Genomic DNA, 18,759 nt, shown 5'->3' with positions numbered 1-18,759 from the left:
CGGATCTAGCCACCCCACATGGAGGGTGCCGGGCCGTCAGAAGTACTGGACAATGCAGAACTCGTGTCCCTCCGGATCGGCCATCACCAGCACGACGCCCTCGCCGGGGTAGTCGTGGCGCTCCCCGGTCCAACGTCCGCCCAACTCCTCGATCTGCGTCCGTGCCTCGTCGACGTCGTCCACCTCGATGTCCAGATGCAGTCTCGCCTTGCCGCGTTTTGGCTCGGGAACGCGCTGGAACGTCAGCCGGGGAACGGCGTCGAACCGGGAGCCGACCGTTGCCCAGCCGGGGCCGTCGTGCTCGCCGGAAACTGGCCGGTCGAGAAGGGCGCTCCAAAAGCCGGCCAGGACAGCCGGTTCGGCGCAATCGATCGTCACTCCGCTCAGTCGCCTCATCGCGCGGCCTAGCGCAGCAGCCCGGCGGCGCGAGCCCGGTTCACCGCCTGCACCCGGTTGGACACCGCCAGTTTCCGCATCGCGTGCTTGAGATACGACTTGACGGTGTTGGGCAGCAGGCCGAGCCGGTCGGAGATCTCGTCGTTCGTACAGCCCTCGCTGACCAGCCGCAGCACGTCGACCTCGCGCGGGGTCAGCGCGACGCCGGGCAGGTCCAGCTCCGGGCGCAGCCGCTCGCACACCGCCAGCAGCCGTTCCCGGGCGCTCTCGTCCTGGATCGAACTGGCGATCGCGGTGAGTTCCGCGTGCAGGTCGCCGCGTTCGGCGGCGGGGACGGCTGCCGGCGTGGCCAGCCGACGCTGCACTTCCTCTTCCACCTCGATGTCGCGTCCCAGCCGCGTCGCCACCGCGGTCGCCGCGTGCAACAGGCGGTCGCCGAACGTGATCGAATCCCGGGACGCCGCGTACAGCACCGCGCGCGTGGTCTCGCCGACGCGCACCGGCAGCGCGACCATCGCACGCAGCCGTTCGGGTGCTACCGCGTGGTCGTATTTGTGCGTGATGCCCTGTGCGTTGAGATAGTCGACGACCGTTGACGGCCGCGCCAGTGCCACCGCTTTGCCGCCGAGCCCGGCTCCGGTGTCCACCTGTACGTGCTGCAGCGACCGGGTGGTGGTGCCGCGCAGCTGGTCGATCACGTGCGAGCGGGAAGCCGCCGACACCGGTCCGCCCATCGCGACCGGCAGCTCGGTAGCGATTTGCAGTGCTTTGAGCGCGCCGGCGACCAGGGGGCTGGCCGTGAGCGCGAGCCGGCCCGGAGGCGTCATGGGCACCGTCCCGCTTCACTCGACCTTGATGGGTGGACGTCCACGTTACGCGTTGCGTCGCGTTCGGACTACTCGTGTGGTTCGGTGGCACACGTGGCAACCTCGGATTTCGATACCGTCGCCGACCGGCTCTACGCAGGTGAACCGGCCGACTTCGTCGCGGAGCGCACCGCGGCCGCCCGCGCCGCGAAGGAAGCGGGCGACGTCGAGCTGGCGCGCCGGATCCGCGCGCTGCGCAAGCCGACCGCGGCCGCGGCGTACATCAACCGCCTGGCCCGCGACGGGTCCGCGCCGCTGTCCGAGCTGGCGTCGCTCGGCGAGCAGCTGCGCGACGCGCACGAACAGCTCGACGGCTCCCGGCTGCGCGAGCTGGCGCATCAGCGGGCGGAGCTGGTGCAGCGGATCATCCGGGACGCGTCCGACTTGAGCGATTCCGTCGAACGCGAGGTGGAGGAGACGCTGGAGGCGATCGTCGCGGACGCCGACGTTGCCCGGCTGGCGCTGGCCGGACGGCTGACGTCCAAAGCTCGCCAGGACGCCGACCGCTGGCTGTCGCTGCCGACGAATCCCGCCCCGGCCAAGAAGACCCGACAGTCCGAAAAGGACCGGAAGGCCGAGGAGGAGGCCCGGATCCGGGCGCTGGAACGGCGGCAGGCGGTGCGTGCGCGGGCAGAGGCGGAGCGGAATCTGCTGCGTGCGGAGCGGGCGGCCGAGCAGGCCGACGATCGGGTGGCCGAGTTGCGGGAGCGGCTTGCCGAGGCTGAGCAGCGCGCGGCTCGGGCGGCTGAGGAGTTGACCAAGGCGCAGACGACGTTCGAGGAAGCCGACGATGCCGTCCAGCGATCTTGAGGAGCTGACCGACGGCGTGCTCGCCTTGACGCCGTTGCGTCCGGCCGACGCGGAGGCGCACTTCGCGGGCGAGGACGCGGAGCTGATCCGGTGGCTCAACGGCGGGCCGGGGACGCTGGCCGGCACCCGGGAGTACTTCCAGCACTGCCAGGAGGAATGGGCTTCCGGCGGGTCGCTGCGGGCGTTCGGCATCCGGGTGAACGGCGTTTTGGCCGGGACGGTCGACCTGCGGTTCTCCGGCGAGCATCTCGCGCCGGGGGAGACGAACGTGGCCTACGGCCTGTACCCGCAGTGGAGGGGCCACGGGTTCGCGACGCGGGCGGTGCTGCTGGCGGTCCAGTACGCGGCTAGCGAAGGAACGCGGCGCGCGGTGATCAAGGCAGAGCCGGAAAACGTGAGTTCGGGCGCGGTGGCGCGGCGGGCCGGGTTCGGGCTGAGCGGCCGGGTGGTCGAGGACGGCGCGGTGCTGGACCGGTACGTCCTCGACCTCGGCTAGCGGGGGATTTCCGTTCCGGCGCACCACACCGTGCGGATAGCCCGGGTCGCCGACAGGTCCGTCACCGGGTCGCCTTCGACGAGGACCAGGTCGGCGCGCAGCCCGGGCCGGATCTCGCCTCGGTCGGTCAGCCCGAACGCCCGCGCCGGGGCGATCGTCGCGGCACGAAGGATCTCCACCGACGTCAACCCGGCCTCGGCCAGCAGTTCGAACTCGTGGTGCAGGCTCGATCCGTGCGGGAGAACGACCGGGGCTCCGGATTCGGCGCTGGCGTCGGTCCCGGCGAGGATTTCGACCCCGGCAGCGTGCAAAGCGGCCACGTTGGCCACGTAATCACCCGCGGCGCCAGCGAAGTAGGGGAGCGCCCCTTCCATCATGGTGAGCGTCGGGACGGCCGTCTGCCCGGCGGTTTTCATCGCGGCGACGTCCTCGGCGGCGATCCGGCCGATCACCGGCACGTGCGTCACGAACCGCGCGCCGGTCGCCACGGCCAAGTGGTACGCGCCCGGGGTCGCCGCGTGCAGAACGGTGTCCAAGCCCCGCTCCCGCGCGGCGTCGACCAACGCTTGCAAGGCCTCGGCGGGCGGTCCGCCGTCACCGGGAGCCTCCGCGACGCCTTTGACGTAGTCGACGCCCTCCGCCACCCGCGCCTCGACGAACCGGACGGCGGCTTCCGCGGTCGTCACGATCGAGGACGCGGGCATCCCGGGGATCCGGGTGTGCATGCCGCCGGGGCCGATCGCGGGCGGACCGGCGCTGCGGAAGTCCGCCGGACCCACCGATCGCAGCTCGGCTACCCGAGAGGCGGGCCAGCACGCCATGTCCAGCCCCGTCGTGACACCCCACGCGGCGAGGTCGGCCAGCTGTTCCGGCTCGGTCAGGTGGACGTGCGCGTCGATGAATCCGGGCAGCAGCGTCGCCCCGGCGGCATCGATTTCCGTTGCCCCAGCAGGGTCTATGCCGAGCACCGGCCCGTCGATGACGACGGTGCGCGGTTCGGTGAGCCCTCGTCCGTCGAAGACTCGCGCGTTGCGCAGAGCGGTCTTGGCCACGATCCCTCCCCAGGGTCAGTGGACGCGATACCGCAACAGTACTGAATTGTCGTCCACCAGGGCGGAAAGCAGTTCGAGCTGCCGCGGGTCGATCGCCGCGCCCATCGCGACGCGCGGGGCGTCTCCGGCGATCAGCATCGGCGCGACCGTCAGGCGCAGTTCGTCCACCACGCCCGCGGCCAGCAGCGACGCGAACAGGTGCGGTCCGCCCTCGCAGTCGATGCGGCGGAGGCCTCGCCGGGCCAGTTCGTCCACCGCCGCCGCGAGGTCGACGTCGCCGTGGCGGGGGCGCGGGCGCTGATCGTCCGCGGCGGCGTGCAGAGCCGGGTCGCCGGTCGCCTCGTGCAGGGTTGGGTCGCCTGTCCCGGCGACCAGGACGTCCGCCCCGGCCGCCGCCCACGCCGCGCGCAGGTCCGGGTCCGTCGCCGCGCTCGTGACGACGATCGTCGGCACCAGTGCCTTGGTGATCACCGGCGCGTCCGGCGGCAGCGAACGGCCGGTGCTGACCACGGCGATCGGCGCGATCGGGGCCAGCCCGTGCCTGCGCCGGCGCTCGGCGGTCTGCTCGTCCGGGCGCAGCCCCTCGAAGCCCTCGGCCAGTGCGGTGCCCGCGCCGACCAGCACGACGTCGGCGAGGTCGTTGCCCAGCCGGTAGACGATCCGGTCCGCGGGCGTCGACAGCCCGCCCGAGCGGCCTTCGACGGTGATCCCGCCGTCGGCGCTGGACACGAAGTTCACCGCGAGCCACTTCGGCCCGTCGGGATAGACGTAGAGCTGCTCGACCTCGGCCTCGGTGCGGTCCTGGCTGCCGGGAAAGACTTCGCGCATCAGACCGACCGTACAACGTTCGCCGGCGGCCGGGTGCCGACGATGCTCGCCACCATCTCCGCGACCTGCCGCGTCTCGCGGACCTGGTGCGCGCGGAACATCGCCGCGCCGTGCAGCGCGGACACCGCGGTGGCGGCGAGCGTCCCGATCACCCGTTCGCCGACCGGGAGGTCCAGCGTTTCGCCGATGACGTCCTTGTTCGACAGCGCCATCAGCACCGGCCAGCCGGTCGCGACCAGCGCGTCGACGTGCCGCAGCAGTTCGAGCGACTGGTAGGAGTTCTTCCCGAAGTCGATGCAGGGGTCGATCATGATGCCCTCGCGCGGCACGCCCGCGGCGAGCGCGCGCTCGGCCAGTTCGGTGGTGCCCTCGACGACCGCGGCCACCACGTCGTCGTAAACCGGACGGACGGCTTCGGTGCGCGGGACGAGACCGTTGGTGTGCGAGCAGATGTAGCCCGCGCCGTGTTCGGCGGCGACGTCGAGGATCTCCGGTTCGATCGCCGCCCAGTTGTCGTTGACCAGGTCCGCGCCCGCGCGGCAGACGGCGTCGGCGACCTCGGCGCGGTAGGTGTCCACGCTGATGACCAGCTCGGGGAAGTGCTCGCGGGCCCATTCGACGGTCGGCACGACCCGGCGGATCTCCTCGGCCGCGGTGACCTCGGGGCCTTTGCCCGCCGGAACGCCGCCGATGTCGATCAGGTCTGCGCCCTCGGCGTGCGCGCGGCGGATCGCCGCTTGCGCGGGGGCTTCTTCGAAGGTCGCACCGTTGTCGTAGAAGGAGTCTGGGGTGCGGTTGACGATGGCCATCACCAGGGCGCGGTCACTGGTGAGGCGACGGCCTCGGAACACGAGGTCGGGCGTATGCATGCGGTCTCCCGGGCCGGAACGAAAGATCTCGCGTGATCATAGGCGAGTTCGCGGCGGGAGTACGTCCGGCAGGTGGCGGGCGGAACCATCCGGAGGCCACCTGCTTCCGGGCGTTCGGCGATCTGCGGGTACGGCGGATCAGGAGGCGAGCGCCTCGTTGACGGTGAGGAATTCGTTGGCGGTGCGGGTCGCGGAGAATTCGATCACGCGGTAATGCGCGAGCCGTTGCAGCACGAGCGGGTCGGTGGCGAGCACGGCGTCGAGCTTGCCGCGCGCACACGGGCGGGAGATGATGACCTGGTCCGCGTCCTCGTTTCCTTTTCCGGAAACGAGGAACAATCCGTGCGCGAAGTGGCTTCGCAGCCAGTCCGCGTGTTCGGCCAGTGCGTAGTCGACTTCGTTTCGAGGCGCTGTGTAGGACAGCAATGCGATGTACATGCCCCTCAGCGTAGGACGCTCGGTCGGATGGTGCATCCTCCTCCCGAGTGCCGCGCCGGGTCATCGAATGGTCAAGTATTCCCAATAATTCTTTACGGATAACCGTACTGCGGAGATTTCCTTTACGGGGTAAGGAAAATCACCGGCCGCGGCGTTTGCCCAGGACATTTCGGACGGATGGTCAGGACCAGCCCCAGTTCTGCGTGAAGCAACCGGCCAGATAAAGATCGACCCGGTCGGCGAACCGGCTCGGATCGCGTCCGGTGAGTTCGCCGATCCGGGTGATGCGGTATCGCAGAGTGTTCACGTGCAAGTGCAGCGTGGCCGAAGTCTGTGTCCAAGATCCCGAATGTTCCAGGAACGCCTTGAGCGTTGTTATCAATTCGGAACCGTGTGCGGCGTCGTACGCGAGTACCGGTCCCAGTACCTTTTCGCCGAACGTCCGGCGCAGGTCTTCCGGAACGGCGGCGAGCAGCAGCAAATGCGACGCCACCTCGTCGCCGGACAACACCGTCGCCCGGCCGGGCGTCAACGCTGCCAGTGTGCGCGCGTGCCGGGCTTCCTGCACGCCGGAGCGCAGGCCGGCGGCGTCCGCGGCGCGGCTGAGGCCGAGCGTCAGCCGCGCGGACCCGAGCGCGGGCTCGATGGTGTGCACCGCTTCCCGCAGCGCCTCGGTGTCGCGCGAGGAGAAGAGGCCGAACGTCTCGCCGTCGACCGTGGCCACCAGCACCGGGCCGCCGGTGGTCGAAAGCAGCTCCTCCACCAGCACCTGCGCGAGCCCCGGCCCGCCGCCGCGGACCTCGGCCGACAGCGTCGCCACCGGTTCCTGCGGCGCGAACCCGGCGGCGGCCAGCCGCGACGTCAGCTCGCCCGGCGCGGCGTCGTCGGAGAGCACCAGCCGCAGCAGCGGTTCGGCCGCCCGGTTCTCGATCCGCCTGGCCTCGTCCACCCGGGACCGTTCGAGCCCGACCAGCGCGGCCAGCTCCTGCGCCAGCTCGCGGCGCGCGGCCGGCCACTGCGCCGGATCGCCGTCCACCACCAGGAACCAGCTCGCGATCCGGTGCCCGGAGCGGCCCGCCGCGCCCAGCAGCGCGACTGGGCCGTCCTGGCACGGCAGCCGCTCGGCGCGCAGGAACTTCCGCGCCAGCGCGGTGCGGCGTTCGGCGGGCAGTTCGGGTCCGCCCGCCAGCTGCCGTCCGGTCGCGCTCAGCACGCGGCAGCCGGTGCCCAGCTCCTCCGCACCGGCGTTGACCAGCGCGGACAGCCCGTGCCCCGACGTCACGGCGGCCACCAGCCGCCGGTGCGAATCGCGGGCGGGTGCGGAGCGTTCCGCCGCGAGGCCCAGGATCACCTGTTCGGCCACGGTCGCGAACGAAACCGACACCGGCACCTCGAACAACGGCAGGCCGACGCGTTCGCAGGCGGTCACGAGGTAGTCCGGCACCGGCCCGCCGACCTCGGCGGTGCCCGCTCCGAGCGCCGTGACGCCCGCGGCGGCGAGCTTGCCGACGAACTCGTCCGCGTCGGCGCGCCCGGGCAGCCAGCGCAGGCCGCACAGCACGATCTCGCCGCCGTCGAGGTACCGCGTCGGATCCCGCAGGGTCGCCTGGAAAACGCGGCCGAACTCGCGGTCGCGCGCGTTCTCGCCCGCCAGCAGCCGCAACCCCAGCTCCGGGGTGTCGAGCAGTGCACCCAGCCGCATGCGTGCCTCCTTCCGCCCATCAGTACCGCACACCAGAGGGGTTTGGCGGAAACTACGAAAAACCGGCCGTTCGCCCGCCGCGCTTTCGGCGGATCTGCCGTGGCCCGTGCCACGTCGCGCCAGGTGTACTCACTCGGCGAGCGAACGAGAAGGGATGACCAATGGCGATCGTTCTTGGCGACAACCGCTACGGGAAGGCCGAAAACCGGCTGGTCCGCGTCGACCGGGACGGAGACGAGCACCGGATCACCGACCTCACCGTGAGCGTGTCGCTGTCGGGCGACATGAGCGACACCCACCTGACCGGGGCCAACGACAAGGTCCTGGCCACGGACACGCAGAAGAACACCGTGTTCGCGTTCGCCCGCGACGGGATCGGCGAGATCGAGGACTTCGCGCTGCGGCTGGCCCGGCACTTCGTGTCCGCGCAGGAGAGCATCCACGCCGCGCGCGTCTCGATCGCGGCCCATCCGTGGGAGCGGCTGCAGGTCGGCGGACGGCCGGCGCATCACTCGTTCGCGCGTTCCGGGGCCGGCACGCGCACCACGCGCGTCACCTACGACGGCGAGCGGGCCTGGGTGCTCGGCGGGGTCGAGGACCTGACCGTGCTCAACTCCACCGGGTCCGAATTCTGGGGTTTCCCGCGCGACGAGTACACGACGCTGGCCGAGGTGAAGGACCGGATCCTCGCCACCGCGGTGTCCGCGACCTGGCGGTTCTCCGTCGAGGAGACCGACTGGGCGCACGCGCACGAAACCGCGCTCGCCACCCTGCTCGACGCGTTCGGCGGCACGCACAGCCAGTCCCTGCAGCAGACGCTGTACGCGATGGGGCAGGCGGTGCTTGAGGCCGTCCCGGAGATCGCCGAGATCCGGTTCGCGCTGCCGAACAAGCACCACTTCCTCGTCGACCTCGAGCCGTTCGGCCTCGACAACCCCGGCGAGGTGTTCTACGCCGCCGACCGGCCGTACGGCCTGATCGAGGGCACCGTCCTGCGCGACGACGCCCCGCCGGCCGGGCCGGCGTGGTCCTGAGCAATCCGACCTGTTGGGAGAAGTACCGTTATGACCGTGTCCATCGACGTCGAACGCGCCTGGCTCGCCGAATGCGTGCGGATCGCGGAGCAGAACGTCGCCGACGGCGGCGGCCCGTTCGGCGCGCTGGTGGTGAAGGACGGCGAGACCGTCGCGACCGGCGTCAACCGCGTCACCCCGTCGCTTGATCCGACCGCGCACGCCGAGGTGGTCGCGATCCGCGCGGCCTGCCAGGCGCTCGGCACGTTCAGCCTCGCTGGCTGTGTGCTGGTGTCCTCGTGCGAGCCGTGTCCAATGTGTCTCGCGTCGTCGCTGTGGGCGCGCGTGGACCGCGTGCTGTACGCGGCTGATCGCGACGACGCCGCCCGGGCCGGATTCGACGACCGGGCGTTCTACGAGCTTTTCGAGCACCCGCGCGAAACGTGGCAGACCCCCGTGTCCCGAGTGTCTACAGAGGATTCATTCGCGCCGTTCTCCGCTTGGCTCAGCCGGTCCGACCGGATCGAGTACTGAGCCCTTACCCCACCGGGCCACCATCCCGGTGCTGACCGGAGCACCAGAAAAACGCAAACGTCCCGCCGTGCCCGCCCCTTGCCCGTGCCAGGGGCGCGGTCCGGCACACCCACCGGCAAGGGGAGGACATGACCCAGGTACGCCTCGACGAAGCGGCGACCTCGGCTCCCGGACCTCAGCGCAAGTCCATTGTGGAGCGACTGTTTGAACTGCGCGCCCGCGACACCACGGTAGGCCGCGAAGTACGCGGCGGCGTGACCACTTTCGTCGCGGTGGCCTACATCGTGTTGCTCAACCCGCTCATCCTCGGCGCCTCCGCCGACATCACCGGCGCGAAACTCAGCGCCGCGCAAGTGACTACCGCGACCGCGCTCGCCGCGGCGGTAATGACTGTCCTCATGGGACTCGTCGGCAACGCACCGCTCGCGCTCGCCGCCGGGCTCGGCATCAACGGCATCGTCGCGTTCCAGATGGCCCCGACGATGACATGGGCACAGGCTTTCGGGCTCGTGGTGCTGGAAGGCGTCTGCATTGTGCTGATGGCGGTCAGCGGCGTCCGGGAACGCATTATGAACGCGATTCCGGGACCGCTGAAAACTGCGATCACCGTCGGCATCGGGCTGTATATCGCGCTGGTCGGCCTGGTGAGCGCGGGGTTCGTCACGCGGACCCCGGACGCGGCGCATTCGACCGTCCCGGTGCGGCTCGGGACCGACGGGCATCTCGACGGCTGGCCGATCGCGGTGTTCTGCTTCGGCCTGCTGCTGATGACCGTGCTGATGTCGCGGAAGGTGCCGGGCGCGGTGCTGATCAGCATCGCCGCCGCCACCGTGCTCGCGGTGGTGCTGCACGACGGATTCGGGGTCGGCGAATGGGGGCTGACGACGCCGACGCTGCCGGATTCGGTGGTGGCGTCCCCCGATTTCGGACTGCTCGGACAGGTCGATCTGTTCGGCGGATTCGCCAGGGCGGGCGCGCTCACCGCGACGATTTTCCTGTTCACCCTGGTGCTGTCCGGATTCTTCGACGCGATGGGCACGATCACCAGCGTGTCGGCCGAGGCCGGGCTGTCGAAGAACGGCCGGGTGCCGAGGATGGGCCGGATCCTGTTCGTGGACGGGGCGGGCGCGATCGCGGGCGGGCTGACCGGCTCGTCGCCGAACACGGTGTTCCTGGAGTCCGCGGCCGGCGTCGGGGAGGGCGCGCGGACCGGGCTGGCGAGTGTCGTGACTGGACTGTTGTTCGGCGCGACCCTGCTGTTCACGCCGATCGCGGGCATTGTCCCGGCGCAGGCCGCCGCGCCCGCGCTCGTGGTGATCGGCGGGATGATGGTGGCGCAGTGCCGCAATATCCCGTGGAACGACCCGGATTACACGATCCCGGTGTTCCTGACGGTCGCGCTCATTCCGTTCACCTACTCCATCACCAACGGCGTCGGCGCGGGCCTCATCGCGTTCGTGCTGATCAAGACCTTCCGCGGGAAGTGGCGTGAAGCGGGGTGGATTCTCACCGTGCTCGCGCTCGTGTTCACCGTCTATTTCGGAATCGACGTGGTGAAGGCGATCCTCTAGAGAAAGGGACCGACATGCCTCTGATGTTCCTCAACGGCGGCGCGATGCGCGGCGAACCTCTGCACCATCTGCTCGACGGCGCTCCGCTGGTGGCCGAAACGACCACGGCCGCGAAGTACCGGTTCTACTCGGTGGGCGGGCAATGCCCGGCGCTGGTCCCGGTAGCGCACGGCGGCGCGGCGATCTCCGGCGAGGTCTACGACCTCACCCTGGACCAGCTGCGCGACCGGGTGCTCCCGTCCGAACCGCCGGAATTGGAGCTGGGCGTGATCGAACTGGCCGACGGCAGCTCGGCGTTCGCGATGCTGCTGCGGCGGCCGCAGACCTCGCACGTGCAGTTGCGGGACATCACCGAAATCGGCGACTGGCGAGCGTTCAAGGCCGCGGCGTGACAGTGCTGGTGGCTCCGGACAAGTTCAAGGGCTCGCTCACCGCGGCGGAGGTCGCGGAGGTGGTGGCCGCGGCGTTCGCCGAGGTCGCGCCGGGCGAACCGGTGCGGCAGCTGCCGGTGGCGGACGGCGGCGACGGGACAGTCGCCGCCGCTGTCGCCGCCGGGTTCCGGCGGGTGCCGGTGCGGGTGTCCGGGCCGACCGGTCGCCGGATCACCGCGTACTACGCGCTTCGCGGGACGGTCGCCGTGGTCGAGCTGGCGGAGGCGTCCGGCTTGCATCGGCTGCCCGGCGGCCGGCTGGAACCGCTGACCGCGTCGAGCTACGGCACGGGCGAGCTGATCGCGGCCGCCCGTGCCGCCGGCGCGACGCAGATCGTGCTGGGCGTCGGCGGCAGCGCGTGCACCGATGGCGGGGCCGGATTGCTGACCGCGTTGGGCGCGCGGTTGCTCGACGCTTCCGGTTCTCCGCTCGCCCCCGGCGGTGCGGCGCTGACCGAGTTGTCCACAGTGGATCTGTCCGGACTGCCCGAAGTGGACATTGTCCTGGCGTCCGATGTGGACAACCCGCTGCTGGGTGTGGACGGCGCGGCCGCGGTTTACGGTCCGCAGAAGGGCGCTGGCCCTGATGAGATCGCGATGCTAGAACGCGGTCTGGCTCGATGGGCCGAAGTAGCAGGCTCCGCGCACGCCGCCACCCCGGGCGCTGGCGCGGCAGGCGGCGTCGGGTTCGGTGTGCTCACCGGACTCGGCGCCCGTATCCGGCCGGGCATCGAGGTGCTGCTGGAGCTGCTGGGCTTCCCGGCCGCTGCCCGCGACGCCCGGCTCGTCATCACCGGCGAAGGATCGCTGGATACGCAATCACTGCACGGAAAAGCGCCGGTCGGCGTGGTCCGGGCGGCGGGCGGTACGCCGGTGGTCGCCTTGGCCGGCCGATGCCTGCTGTCCGCGCCGGAATGGCGGGCAGCGGGCTTCGCCGGGGTGTACGCGCTGACCGACGTGGAGCCGGACGAGTACCGGTGCGTCGCCGAGGCCCGGTCGCTGCTGCGGGACCGGGCCGCGCAGCTGGCTCGGGATTTCAGCCGAGCAGTACCTGCCTGACGTGGTCGGACAGGGGGAGTCCGGCCGCGTCGGCGGGGGTCAGCCAGCGATGGTCGTCGTGTTCGGCCGGGTTGAGCTGAAGGTCGCCGAGGAAGTCCGGGTGCGCGTCGTAATAGGCGGCGTGCACGGTGAACGGTTTGCCGGTGCGGTCCGGCCAGGATTGGCGGGCCCGCTGCCCGGCGAGCCGTACGCGCAGCCCGGTTTCCTCGGCGACTTCCCTTACCGCGGTGGTTTCCGGCGCTTCACCGGGTTCGACGGTGCCGCCGGGGAATTCCCAATGGCCGCCGAGGAAAGTTCCTGGCGCGCGGCGGATCAGCAGGACGGTTTCGCCGCGCGGGAGCAGGACGTAGGCGAGGTGTTTGTCGTTCATGCCGCGCCTCCGTTGGCGACGAGGATTTGGCCGTTCACCCAGCCGCCTTCAGGTCCACAAAGGAATGCGACGAGACCGGCGCAGTCGCGAGGCGTGCCGACTCGGCCCAGCGGCGTGTGCTGGGTGATGGCCTCGCGCAGAGGCTCGGTGATCCAGCCAGTGTCGGTCGGGCCGGGGTTCACCGCGTTCGCCGTGATGCCGAGGTGGCCGAGTTCCCCGGCGGCGGCCAGGGTGATCCGGTCTAGCGCTCCTTTGCTTGCGCCGTAAGGGAGGTTGTGCACCACGTGGTCGCTAGTCAGCGTCACTATTCGGCCCGCGCCGTGTGGTCCGCGGTAGCGTTTTGCGAACTCTCGGATCAATAGCCAGCTGGCGCGGGCGTTCACGGCGAAGTGGCGGTCGAAACTGTCCACAGTGGTGTCGAGCAGGCTGGAGTCGACGGACTCGCAGTGGGCGAGCACGAGTGCCTGGACGTCGCCGTCGATCTGGTCGAACAGTCTTGCCGGGGTTTCCGGGTCGGCGAGGTCGGCTTCGAGGCCCTGGACGGTTTCGTCGGCGCCCCATGGCATCCGGCGGTCATATTCGGACCAGTGGGTGGTGACTACGGCCCAGCCGTCTTCCTTCAGCCGGGCCGCGATCGCCGCGCCGATTCCGGCTTGCCTGCCGACGCCGGTGACCAGGGCAGCTTTCTCATTCTTCAATGGCGCTGTCTTTCGCGCGGAGGTGCTGGCGGAATGTGTAGGACGGGTCTTTCTCCCGCAGGGCCAGGAATTCGCTGAATCGGACCTGCGCGCGGAGCGTGACCCCGTTGCGGATCTTCTCCGCCTGCTGGCGTTCGGTGTCGCGAATGGATTCCGCTAGCCGGAGTACTTCGCTGGCTTGGGCGGCTGGGACGAAGAGCACGCCGTCGTCGTCGCCGAAGACCAGGTCGTCGGTCGTCACGGTCCACTCGCCGATGGTGGCGGCTTCTAGTGCGTCCGCGGCGCGGTCGTTGAGGTGCAGGGGGCCGGTGGAGAGGGAGCCCAGGCTGTAGACCGGGAGGCCGATCTCGCGGAGTTCGGCGGTGTCGCGGTGGAGGCCCCAGATGACGATGCCGCTGAGCCCGGCTGTCGCGACTTCGGCGGTGATGAGATCGCCGACACAGCTTTCGTCCAGGCGGCCGCGGTTGTCGACTACCAGGATGTCGCCTGGTTGGGCGGAGGTTAGTGCTTCCAGGAAGACGTCGACGCTGCCGGAGTGTCTGGCTGGGAGGACTCTTCCGGATAGCTTCTGGCCTGGGATTACTGGGGTGGTTCCGGCGGGCGCGCAGCGGACGGTTAGGCGGGCGCGGAGGCAGGCGTCTGCTAGGTGGGCGGTGGTTAGTGCCTTGAAGCGGGTGGTTAGTTCTTGGTGGTTCATGGGGGCTGCCTCTTTCTTGGGGGTGGTTCACGTTAGCGGGGGGTGCTGCGGGTGGTCGTGGGGTTTTGGGCGTGGCGTGGGGCACCCCGAAGCCCGATTGTGCTGACGGTCGGTGGGTGCTTGTCAAGGCGGGAAAGATGCCTTGACAAGCACCCACCGACCGCAGGGAGGCTTCGTATCGGGGTGCGGGGGTGGGGCTGGGTGCCTCGATGGGTGGGTGCATCGGTGGCGGGTGGGGCTCGCGCCCCTCATGTGGTGTTGGGGAGCGGGGGTTCGTGGGGGTCCCTCACGGACCTGGAAATACGGTCATAGGGTGATCAATCGGGCATTGTGGCGGCGTTTATGTCCTTTGTGGACGGGCATCTCCGCCGCTCCGAACGGAACGCGCCAAACGCGGCGAAACCGGGCAGGTATTTACCATGCCGTTTGGCGGCTATATCCGGTTTCTTCCGTTCGCTGGTTGAAGTCCTGGTGAATTCCCGGTTCGGGGGTGGTCTCGACCAGGGTTTCTTCACTTTCCGCACGCATAATTCCCTCCCGGTAGTCCGAACGTGTGCCAGGAGGAAAGAGTGCCGGGGTCTGTGCGCGGCCGCTGGATTGGCGGTGGGGTCGCGGTTGCGGTCGTGGCGGCGGGCGTTGCTTTCGCGGTCTGGCCGGACGGGGCTTCGGCGCAGGATCCGGAGATCCAGATCTCGCGGTCGGCTTGCGGGCAGGGCTGGGCGGATCCTCGGCCGGGGGTGCAGACTTTTCACCTGCGCAACACCGGATCCGTGACTGCCGAGGTGGATCTCATCGATCCGGCGACCGGCGTTGTCTACGGCGAGGTCGAAGGGCTTGGCAGTGGGACTGTCCGGCCGTTGCAGGTGACGCTTGGCAACGGGACCTACGCATTCCGTTGTCTCCCTGAGGATTCGTCGGCGATTGTCGGACCGGCTGTCACGGTGAGTGGTGGTGCGGAACGCGGTCCAGGGGTTGCGCCGGTGACGCAGAATGATCTGCTCGGGCCGCTGAAGTCCTATCAAGCGCATGTGACGCAAGGGCTCGGGCAGTTGGCTGCCGACGTCGGAAAGGTAAAAGAAGCCATTCGCGGCAATGATCGCGGTGCGAGTCAGGCCGCGTGGCTTGTCGCGCATCTCGACTACGAGCGCCTCGGTGCGGCTTACAACGCGTTCGGGGATTCCGACAAGGCTATCAACGGGAACGCTGCTGGGCTTCCGGACGGAGTGAAGAGCCCGGACTTTACTGGGTTTCACCGGATTGAATTCGGGCTGTGGCACAACGAAGACCTCGCCACGCTCGCCCCGGTGGTTGATCAGTTGGACAGCGACGTGCAGAAGCTCCGCAAGTCCTTTGCGGACAGTCAGGTCGACCCGAACGACCTTGGCCTGCGCGCGCACGAGATCGTGGAGAACACCCTGCAATTCGAACTGACCGCTCGCACCGATTACGGTAGCGGTACTAATCTTGCCACTGCTCGCGCGAATCTGGACGGTACGCAAGCGGTCCTCGACGTCTTGCGTCCGGTTCTCGCTCCGCGTTATCCAGCGCTGGCCAAAGTGGACAGTTGGATGAAGCGGACTAAAGCCACGCTTGACAGTGCTAAGAAGCCGGACAACTCGTGGACGCCGGTGAGCCAGTTGTCCGCGTCGCAGCGGCAGAAGCTTAATGCGGACGTCAGTGAGTTGACCGAGTTGCTCGCTCCGATCGCCGCGATCGCGGAGCCGAGGAGGATCTCGTGACGACGGAGTCCTCTCGTCGGTCCTTCCTGCGCCGTACTGTCGTGGGTGCGGGGATCACGGCGGCTGCCGGGATCGGGGTCACTGCTAGTGCGAGTGAAAGCCCGGCTACGGTGCCGTTTCACGGGGCGAAGCAGGCTGCGATTCTTCGGCAGCCGCCGGCGCAGAGTGTCATCGCGTCATTTGACGTCGTTGCGGAGAACCGGGCCGAGTTGACCCAGCTGTTTCAGGAAATCACTGACCGCGCGCGGTTTCTGACGAACGGCGGTGCACCGGCCGCGCTGGGGATTACCGCGCCGCCTGCTGACTCTGGGGTGCTCGGGCCGGTCGTGCCGCACAGTGATCTCGGTGTGATCGTCGGCGTCGGATCGTCCCTTTTCGACGGACGGTACGGGTTGGCCGATCGCAAGCCCAAGAAGCTCAAGCCGATGACGATGTTCCCCAACGACGCGCTCGACGCGCCGCAATGCCACGGCGACCTGTCGCTCATCCTGTCCGCGGGCGACACCGACACCGTGCTGCACGCGTTGCGCGACCTGGCTCGCGCGACCCGGGGCGGAATGCAGCTGCGGTGGAAGATCAACGGGTTCAGCTCGCCGTCCCGTCCGTCCGGCACGCCGCGCAATCTGATGGGGTTCAAGGACGGTATCGCGAATCCGGCGGAGTCCGAAATGGACCGGCTGGTGTGGGTGTCCGGAGCGGGCGAGCCCGCGTGGACGGCGGGCGGCAGTTATCAGGTGATCCGGCTGATCCGGATGCTGGTGGAATTCTGGGACCGGGTCTCGCTCACCGAGCAGGAGAACATGTTCGGCCGCCGCCGGGACACCGGTGCGCCGCTCGACGGTGCGTCCGAACAGGACGAACCGCGCTACGCCGACGATCCGATCGGCACCGTCATCCCGCTCACCAGTCACATCCGCAAGGCGAATCCGCGCACCCCGCAGACCGACGACAGCCGGATCCTGCGTCGCGCGGTCAACTACGACCGCGGCGTCGACGCCAACGGCAACCTCGACATGGGCCTCGTCTTCACCTGCTACCAGCAGGATCTCGAGCGCCAGTTCGAGGCGGTGCAGAAACGGCTGATCGACGAACCGCTCGTCGACTACATCTCCCCGTTCGGCGGCGGCTATTTCTTCGCGCTGCCCGGCGTCACCGGTCCCAGCGACCACTTCGGCCGGGCGCTCCTCGCCTGAGGCGCGCCGATCCCCATCCCCGGAACCAGGAGGAATCCTCAGTGGACACAGCATTCGGCAGACGGCGCCGTCGCCTGCTCGGTGCGGGCGCGCTCGTCTCGGCGGCGGTGCTCGCGATCGGCACCGGCTCCGCGGCGTCGTCCGCGCAGGCCCAGCCGCTGCACCCGCTGCCAGCGGCGTGGCTGCCCACGCTCACCCCGATCAAGCACGTCGTGGTGATCTTCGGCGAGAACATCTCGTTCGACCACTACTTCGGCACCTACCCGAACGCCACCAACGAAAATGGGACTCCGTTCCAGGCGGCGAAGCACACGCCGAAGGTCAACGGCCTCGACCAGAAGCTGCTCACCGACAACCCGAACGCGTACAACCCGAAGCGGCTCGGGCCGGACCAGGCGCTCACCTGCGACCAGAACCACAGCTACGGCGCCGAGCAGGCCGCGTTCAACGGCGGCAAGATGGACAAGTTCGTCGAGAAGACCGAGACCGACAAGTGCACCGGCCAGCCGGTCCTGTTCGGCGAGCCGGGTCTGGTCATGGACTACTACGACGGCAACACCGTCACCGGCATGTGGAATTACGCGCAGCACTACTCGCTGAGCGACAACTCCTTCAACACCGTGTTCGGCCCCTCGACCCCGGGTGCGATCAACCTGATCTCCGGCCAGACGCACGGGATCCAGGCGCTCGACCCGGTCACGCACGAGCCGAAGAGCGATTCCTACGTCGTCGCCTCGCCGGACGAGGACGGCGTCGGCACCGTGATCAACGATCCGGACCCGGCGTGGGACGACTGTTCCGACAAGAACCACACCGCGAAGGACAACCTCGGCGCGATGCGGGGCCGCAACGTCGGCGACCTGCTCAACGACCGGCACGTCACGTGGGGCTGGTTCCAGGGCGGCTTCAAGCCGACCGGCACCCAGAACGGCTACGCGGTCTGCGGCCAGAAGCACGCGAACGTCGGCAATCAGTCCTCCGTGGACTACAGCCCGCACCACCAGCCGTTCCAGTACTACAAGTCCACTTCGAACCCGCACCACCTGCCGCCGTCCTCGGTGCAGGCGATCGGGCAGACCGACCAGGCCAACCACCAGTACGACCTGAGCGACTTCAACGATTCGCTCAAGGCCGGTTCGATGCCCGCGGTCAGCTTCCTGAAGGCGCCGGAGTACCAGGACGGGCACGCCGGCTATTCCGACCCGCTGGACGAACAGCATTTCGTCGTGGACGAGATCAACAAGATCCAGCAGTCGCCGGAGTGGCGCTCGACGGCGATCGTGCTCGCCTATGACGACTCCGACGGCTGGTACGACCACGAGAACTCGAAGATCGTCAACGGTTCGCAGGACGCGGCGCAGGACCAGGCCGTCTGCACCGGCAAGCCGACCGGGCTCGGCGGGCACGCGGACCGCTGCGGGTACGGCCCGCGGCTGCCGCTGCTGGTCATCTCGCCCTACAGCAAGGTGAACTACGTCGACCACACCCGGACCGACCAGACCTCGGTGCTGAAATTCATCGAGGACAACTGGTTCTCCGGCCGCGTCGGCGACGGCTCGTTCGACACTCGCGCGGGCGGACTGTGGAACATGTTCAACTTCTGGTGGCCGCAGGCGGGCAAGCTCCCGCTCGACCCGAAGACGGGGGCGCCGGTCGGGCGCAGCTAGCTCGCGTTTTCCCTCGCCACACCGAAGGCCATCGGGTTTCGACCCGGTGGCCTTCGGCCGTTTCCGGGTACTGGCCCGGGTCCGCTCAGCGGGAAACCGCGTGCGAATACCGCAGGCTGGACTGGAAATTTCCAGTCCAGGTGAAAGACGCTCGCATTCGCCGGGCACCGGAGCGCCCGGACCCGCGCGACCGGAAGGAACGGTGCGCGCTGTCGCGGATTGGACACCGAAGGTGTTCGGGAACCGGAGGGGAAAGCGCGGGCCCCCGGACAAGAATGGAGTCACGCTGCGCGGTCCGTCACTCGACACGATAGGGTAATCGCAGGCACAT

The 18,759-nt window shown here is 69.2% G+C and carries 20 protein-coding genes; 10 read left to right on the top strand and 10 right to left on the bottom strand.

All coding sequences use genetic code 11. From position 1 onward, the window contains the following. Positions 1-36 precede the first annotated feature (36 nt). Both RPX00_RS03115 and RPX00_RS03110 read right to left on the bottom strand, forming a co-directional pair. Complete coding sequence (locus RPX00_RS03115) at positions 37-378, bottom strand: VOC family protein (protein ID WP_406637269.1); 342 nt, start codon at positions 376-378, stop codon at positions 37-39. Between the two features lie 26 nt (positions 379-404). Continuing rightward, a complete protein-coding gene (locus RPX00_RS03110) occupies positions 405-1,223 on the bottom strand; it encodes a response regulator transcription factor (protein WP_406637267.1) in 819 nt (272 codons plus the stop codon). A 93-nt stretch (positions 1,224-1,316) separates the two neighbouring features. Here RPX00_RS03110 and RPX00_RS03105 point away from each other — a divergent pair, with 93 nt between their 5' ends. Beyond that, positions 1,317-2,072 (top strand): hypothetical protein, encoded by a 756-nt coding sequence (locus RPX00_RS03105; RefSeq protein ID WP_406637265.1) that lies wholly within the window; start codon positions 1,317-1,319, stop codon positions 2,070-2,072. Further along, complete coding sequence (locus RPX00_RS03100; RefSeq protein ID WP_406637263.1) at positions 2,053-2,568, top strand: GNAT family N-acetyltransferase; 516 nt, start codon at positions 2,053-2,055, stop codon at positions 2,566-2,568. The genes RPX00_RS03105 and RPX00_RS03100 overlap by 20 nt, the downstream gene beginning before the upstream one ends. On the opposite strand, the gene RPX00_RS03095 is transcribed toward RPX00_RS03100, so the two are convergent. From RPX00_RS03095 to RPX00_RS03075, 5 genes are all read right to left on the bottom strand, one after another. Continuing rightward, positions 2,565-3,620 (bottom strand): amidohydrolase family protein, encoded by a 1,056-nt coding sequence (locus RPX00_RS03095; RefSeq protein WP_406637261.1) that lies wholly within the window; start codon positions 3,618-3,620, stop codon positions 2,565-2,567. The two genes, RPX00_RS03100 and RPX00_RS03095, sit on opposite strands and share 4 nt — an antisense overlap. Before the next feature lie 15 nt (positions 3,621-3,635). Next, positions 3,636-4,448 (bottom strand): dihydrofolate reductase family protein, encoded by an 813-nt coding sequence (locus tag RPX00_RS03090; protein ID WP_406637260.1) that lies wholly within the window; start codon positions 4,446-4,448, stop codon positions 3,636-3,638. Continuing rightward, entirely contained in the window at positions 4,448-5,317 is an 870-nt protein-coding gene (gene folP, locus RPX00_RS03085) for a dihydropteroate synthase (RefSeq protein WP_406637258.1), read from the bottom strand. Before folP ends, RPX00_RS03090 begins: the two co-directional genes overlap by 1 nt. Before the next feature lie 138 nt (positions 5,318-5,455). Then, on the bottom strand, positions 5,456-5,755 hold the full coding sequence (locus tag RPX00_RS03080; protein ID WP_406637256.1) for a YciI family protein: 300 nt from the start codon (positions 5,753-5,755) through the stop codon (positions 5,456-5,458). A gap of 181 nt (positions 5,756-5,936) precedes the next feature. Further along, positions 5,937-7,457 (bottom strand): PucR family transcriptional regulator, encoded by a 1,521-nt coding sequence (locus RPX00_RS03075; protein WP_406637254.1) that lies wholly within the window; start codon positions 7,455-7,457, stop codon positions 5,937-5,939. 161 nt (positions 7,458-7,618) lie between these two features. Between RPX00_RS03075 and pucL the strand changes: the two genes are divergently transcribed. From pucL to RPX00_RS03050, 5 genes are all read left to right on the top strand, one after another. Beyond that, the gene (gene pucL / locus RPX00_RS03070; protein ID WP_406637252.1) at positions 7,619-8,491 is read left to right on the top strand and encodes a factor-independent urate hydroxylase; all 873 of its coding nucleotides are present in this window, start codon (positions 7,619-7,621) and stop codon (positions 8,489-8,491) included. A 30-nt stretch (positions 8,492-8,521) separates the two neighbouring features. Beyond that, positions 8,522-9,004: a nucleoside deaminase gene (locus tag RPX00_RS03065; protein ID WP_406637251.1), complete on the top strand. Its 483-nt coding sequence runs from the start codon at positions 8,522-8,524 to the stop codon at positions 9,002-9,004. Between the two features lie 128 nt (positions 9,005-9,132). Then, a complete protein-coding gene (locus RPX00_RS03060) occupies positions 9,133-10,575 on the top strand; it encodes an NCS2 family permease (RefSeq protein ID WP_406637249.1) in 1,443 nt (480 codons plus the stop codon). A gap of 14 nt (positions 10,576-10,589) precedes the next feature. Further along, positions 10,590-10,967 carry a gamma-glutamylcyclotransferase gene (locus RPX00_RS03055; RefSeq protein WP_009082380.1) on the top strand — a complete coding sequence of 126 codons (378 nt, stop codon included), beginning with the start codon at positions 10,590-10,592 and terminating at the stop codon, positions 10,965-10,967. Continuing rightward, entirely contained in the window at positions 10,964-12,064 is a 1,101-nt protein-coding gene (locus tag RPX00_RS03050; RefSeq protein ID WP_406637246.1) for a glycerate kinase, read from the top strand. The genes RPX00_RS03055 and RPX00_RS03050 overlap by 4 nt, the downstream gene beginning before the upstream one ends. On the opposite strand, the gene RPX00_RS03045 is transcribed toward RPX00_RS03050, so the two are convergent. Genes RPX00_RS03045 through RPX00_RS03035 form a run of 3 tightly spaced genes read right to left on the bottom strand, consistent with a single transcriptional unit; the run spans position 12,042 to position 13,829 of the window. Continuing rightward, positions 12,042-12,434, bottom strand: coding sequence for an NUDIX hydrolase (locus tag RPX00_RS03045; RefSeq protein WP_406637244.1), 393 nt, complete (start codon positions 12,432-12,434; stop codon positions 12,042-12,044). The two genes, RPX00_RS03050 and RPX00_RS03045, sit on opposite strands and share 23 nt — an antisense overlap. Next, entirely contained in the window at positions 12,431-13,132 is a 702-nt protein-coding gene (locus RPX00_RS03040) for an SDR family oxidoreductase (protein WP_406637242.1), read from the bottom strand. Before RPX00_RS03040 ends, RPX00_RS03045 begins: the two co-directional genes overlap by 4 nt. Continuing rightward, positions 13,122-13,829, bottom strand: a complete 708-nt coding sequence (locus tag RPX00_RS03035; RefSeq protein WP_406637240.1) for an RraA family protein — start codon at positions 13,827-13,829, stop codon at positions 13,122-13,124. The genes RPX00_RS03040 and RPX00_RS03035 overlap by 11 nt, the downstream gene beginning before the upstream one ends. Before the next feature lie 569 nt (positions 13,830-14,398). Between RPX00_RS03035 and RPX00_RS03030 the strand changes: the two genes are divergently transcribed. Genes RPX00_RS03030 through RPX00_RS03020 form a run of 3 tightly spaced genes read left to right on the top strand, consistent with a single transcriptional unit; the run spans position 14,399 to position 18,428 of the window. After that, entirely contained in the window at positions 14,399-15,568 is a 1,170-nt protein-coding gene (locus tag RPX00_RS03030; protein WP_406637238.1) for an EfeM/EfeO family lipoprotein, read from the top strand. Further along, positions 15,565-16,761 carry a Dyp-type peroxidase gene (locus RPX00_RS03025; RefSeq protein ID WP_406637236.1) on the top strand — a complete coding sequence of 399 codons (1,197 nt, stop codon included), beginning with the start codon at positions 15,565-15,567 and terminating at the stop codon, positions 16,759-16,761. Before RPX00_RS03030 ends, RPX00_RS03025 begins: the two co-directional genes overlap by 4 nt. Before the next feature lie 41 nt (positions 16,762-16,802). Then, a complete protein-coding gene (locus RPX00_RS03020; protein WP_406637234.1) occupies positions 16,803-18,428 on the top strand; it encodes a phospholipase C in 1,626 nt (541 codons plus the stop codon). Positions 18,429-18,759 lie beyond the last annotated feature (331 nt).

Source organism: Amycolatopsis sp. WGS_07, assembly GCF_045278895.1.
Taxonomy (GTDB): Bacteria; Actinomycetota; Actinomycetes; order Mycobacteriales; family Pseudonocardiaceae; genus Amycolatopsis.
The sequence above is the reverse complement of the archived record's forward strand: the minus strand, read 5'-3'. Positions and strand labels throughout refer to the sequence as shown.

What these genes read in the sequence shown, in the direction of transcription:
- RPX00_RS03110 (WP_406637267.1), bottom strand. Translation starts at nt 1,223, where the DNA reads ATGACGCCTCCGGGCCGGCTCGCGCTCACGGCCAGCCCCCTGGTCGCC.
- RPX00_RS03100 (WP_406637263.1), top strand. Translation starts at nt 2,053, where the DNA reads ATGCCGTCCAGCGATCTTGAGGAGCTGACCGACGGCGTGCTCGCCTTG.
- RPX00_RS03090 (WP_406637260.1), bottom strand. Translation starts at nt 4,448, where the DNA reads ATGCGCGAAGTCTTTCCCGGCAGCCAGGACCGCACCGAGGCCGAGGTC.
- folP (WP_406637258.1), bottom strand. Translation starts at nt 5,317, where the DNA reads ATGCATACGCCCGACCTCGTGTTCCGAGGCCGTCGCCTCACCAGTGAC.
- RPX00_RS03080 (WP_406637256.1), bottom strand. Translation starts at nt 5,755, where the DNA reads ATGTACATCGCATTGCTGTCCTACACAGCGCCTCGAAACGAAGTCGAC.
- RPX00_RS03075 (WP_406637254.1), bottom strand. Translation starts at nt 7,457, where the DNA reads ATGCGGCTGGGTGCACTGCTCGACACCCCGGAGCTGGGGTTGCGGCTG.
- pucL (WP_406637252.1), top strand. Translation starts at nt 7,619, where the DNA reads ATGGCGATCGTTCTTGGCGACAACCGCTACGGGAAGGCCGAAAACCGG.
- RPX00_RS03065 (WP_406637251.1), top strand. Translation starts at nt 8,522, where the DNA reads ATGACCGTGTCCATCGACGTCGAACGCGCCTGGCTCGCCGAATGCGTG.
- RPX00_RS03060 (WP_406637249.1), top strand. Translation starts at nt 9,133, where the DNA reads ATGACCCAGGTACGCCTCGACGAAGCGGCGACCTCGGCTCCCGGACCT.
- RPX00_RS03055 (WP_009082380.1), top strand. Translation starts at nt 10,590, where the DNA reads ATGCCTCTGATGTTCCTCAACGGCGGCGCGATGCGCGGCGAACCTCTG.
- RPX00_RS03045 (WP_406637244.1), bottom strand. Translation starts at nt 12,434, where the DNA reads ATGAACGACAAACACCTCGCCTACGTCCTGCTCCCGCGCGGCGAAACC.
- RPX00_RS03035 (WP_406637240.1), bottom strand. Translation starts at nt 13,829, where the DNA reads ATGAACCACCAAGAACTAACCACCCGCTTCAAGGCACTAACCACCGCC.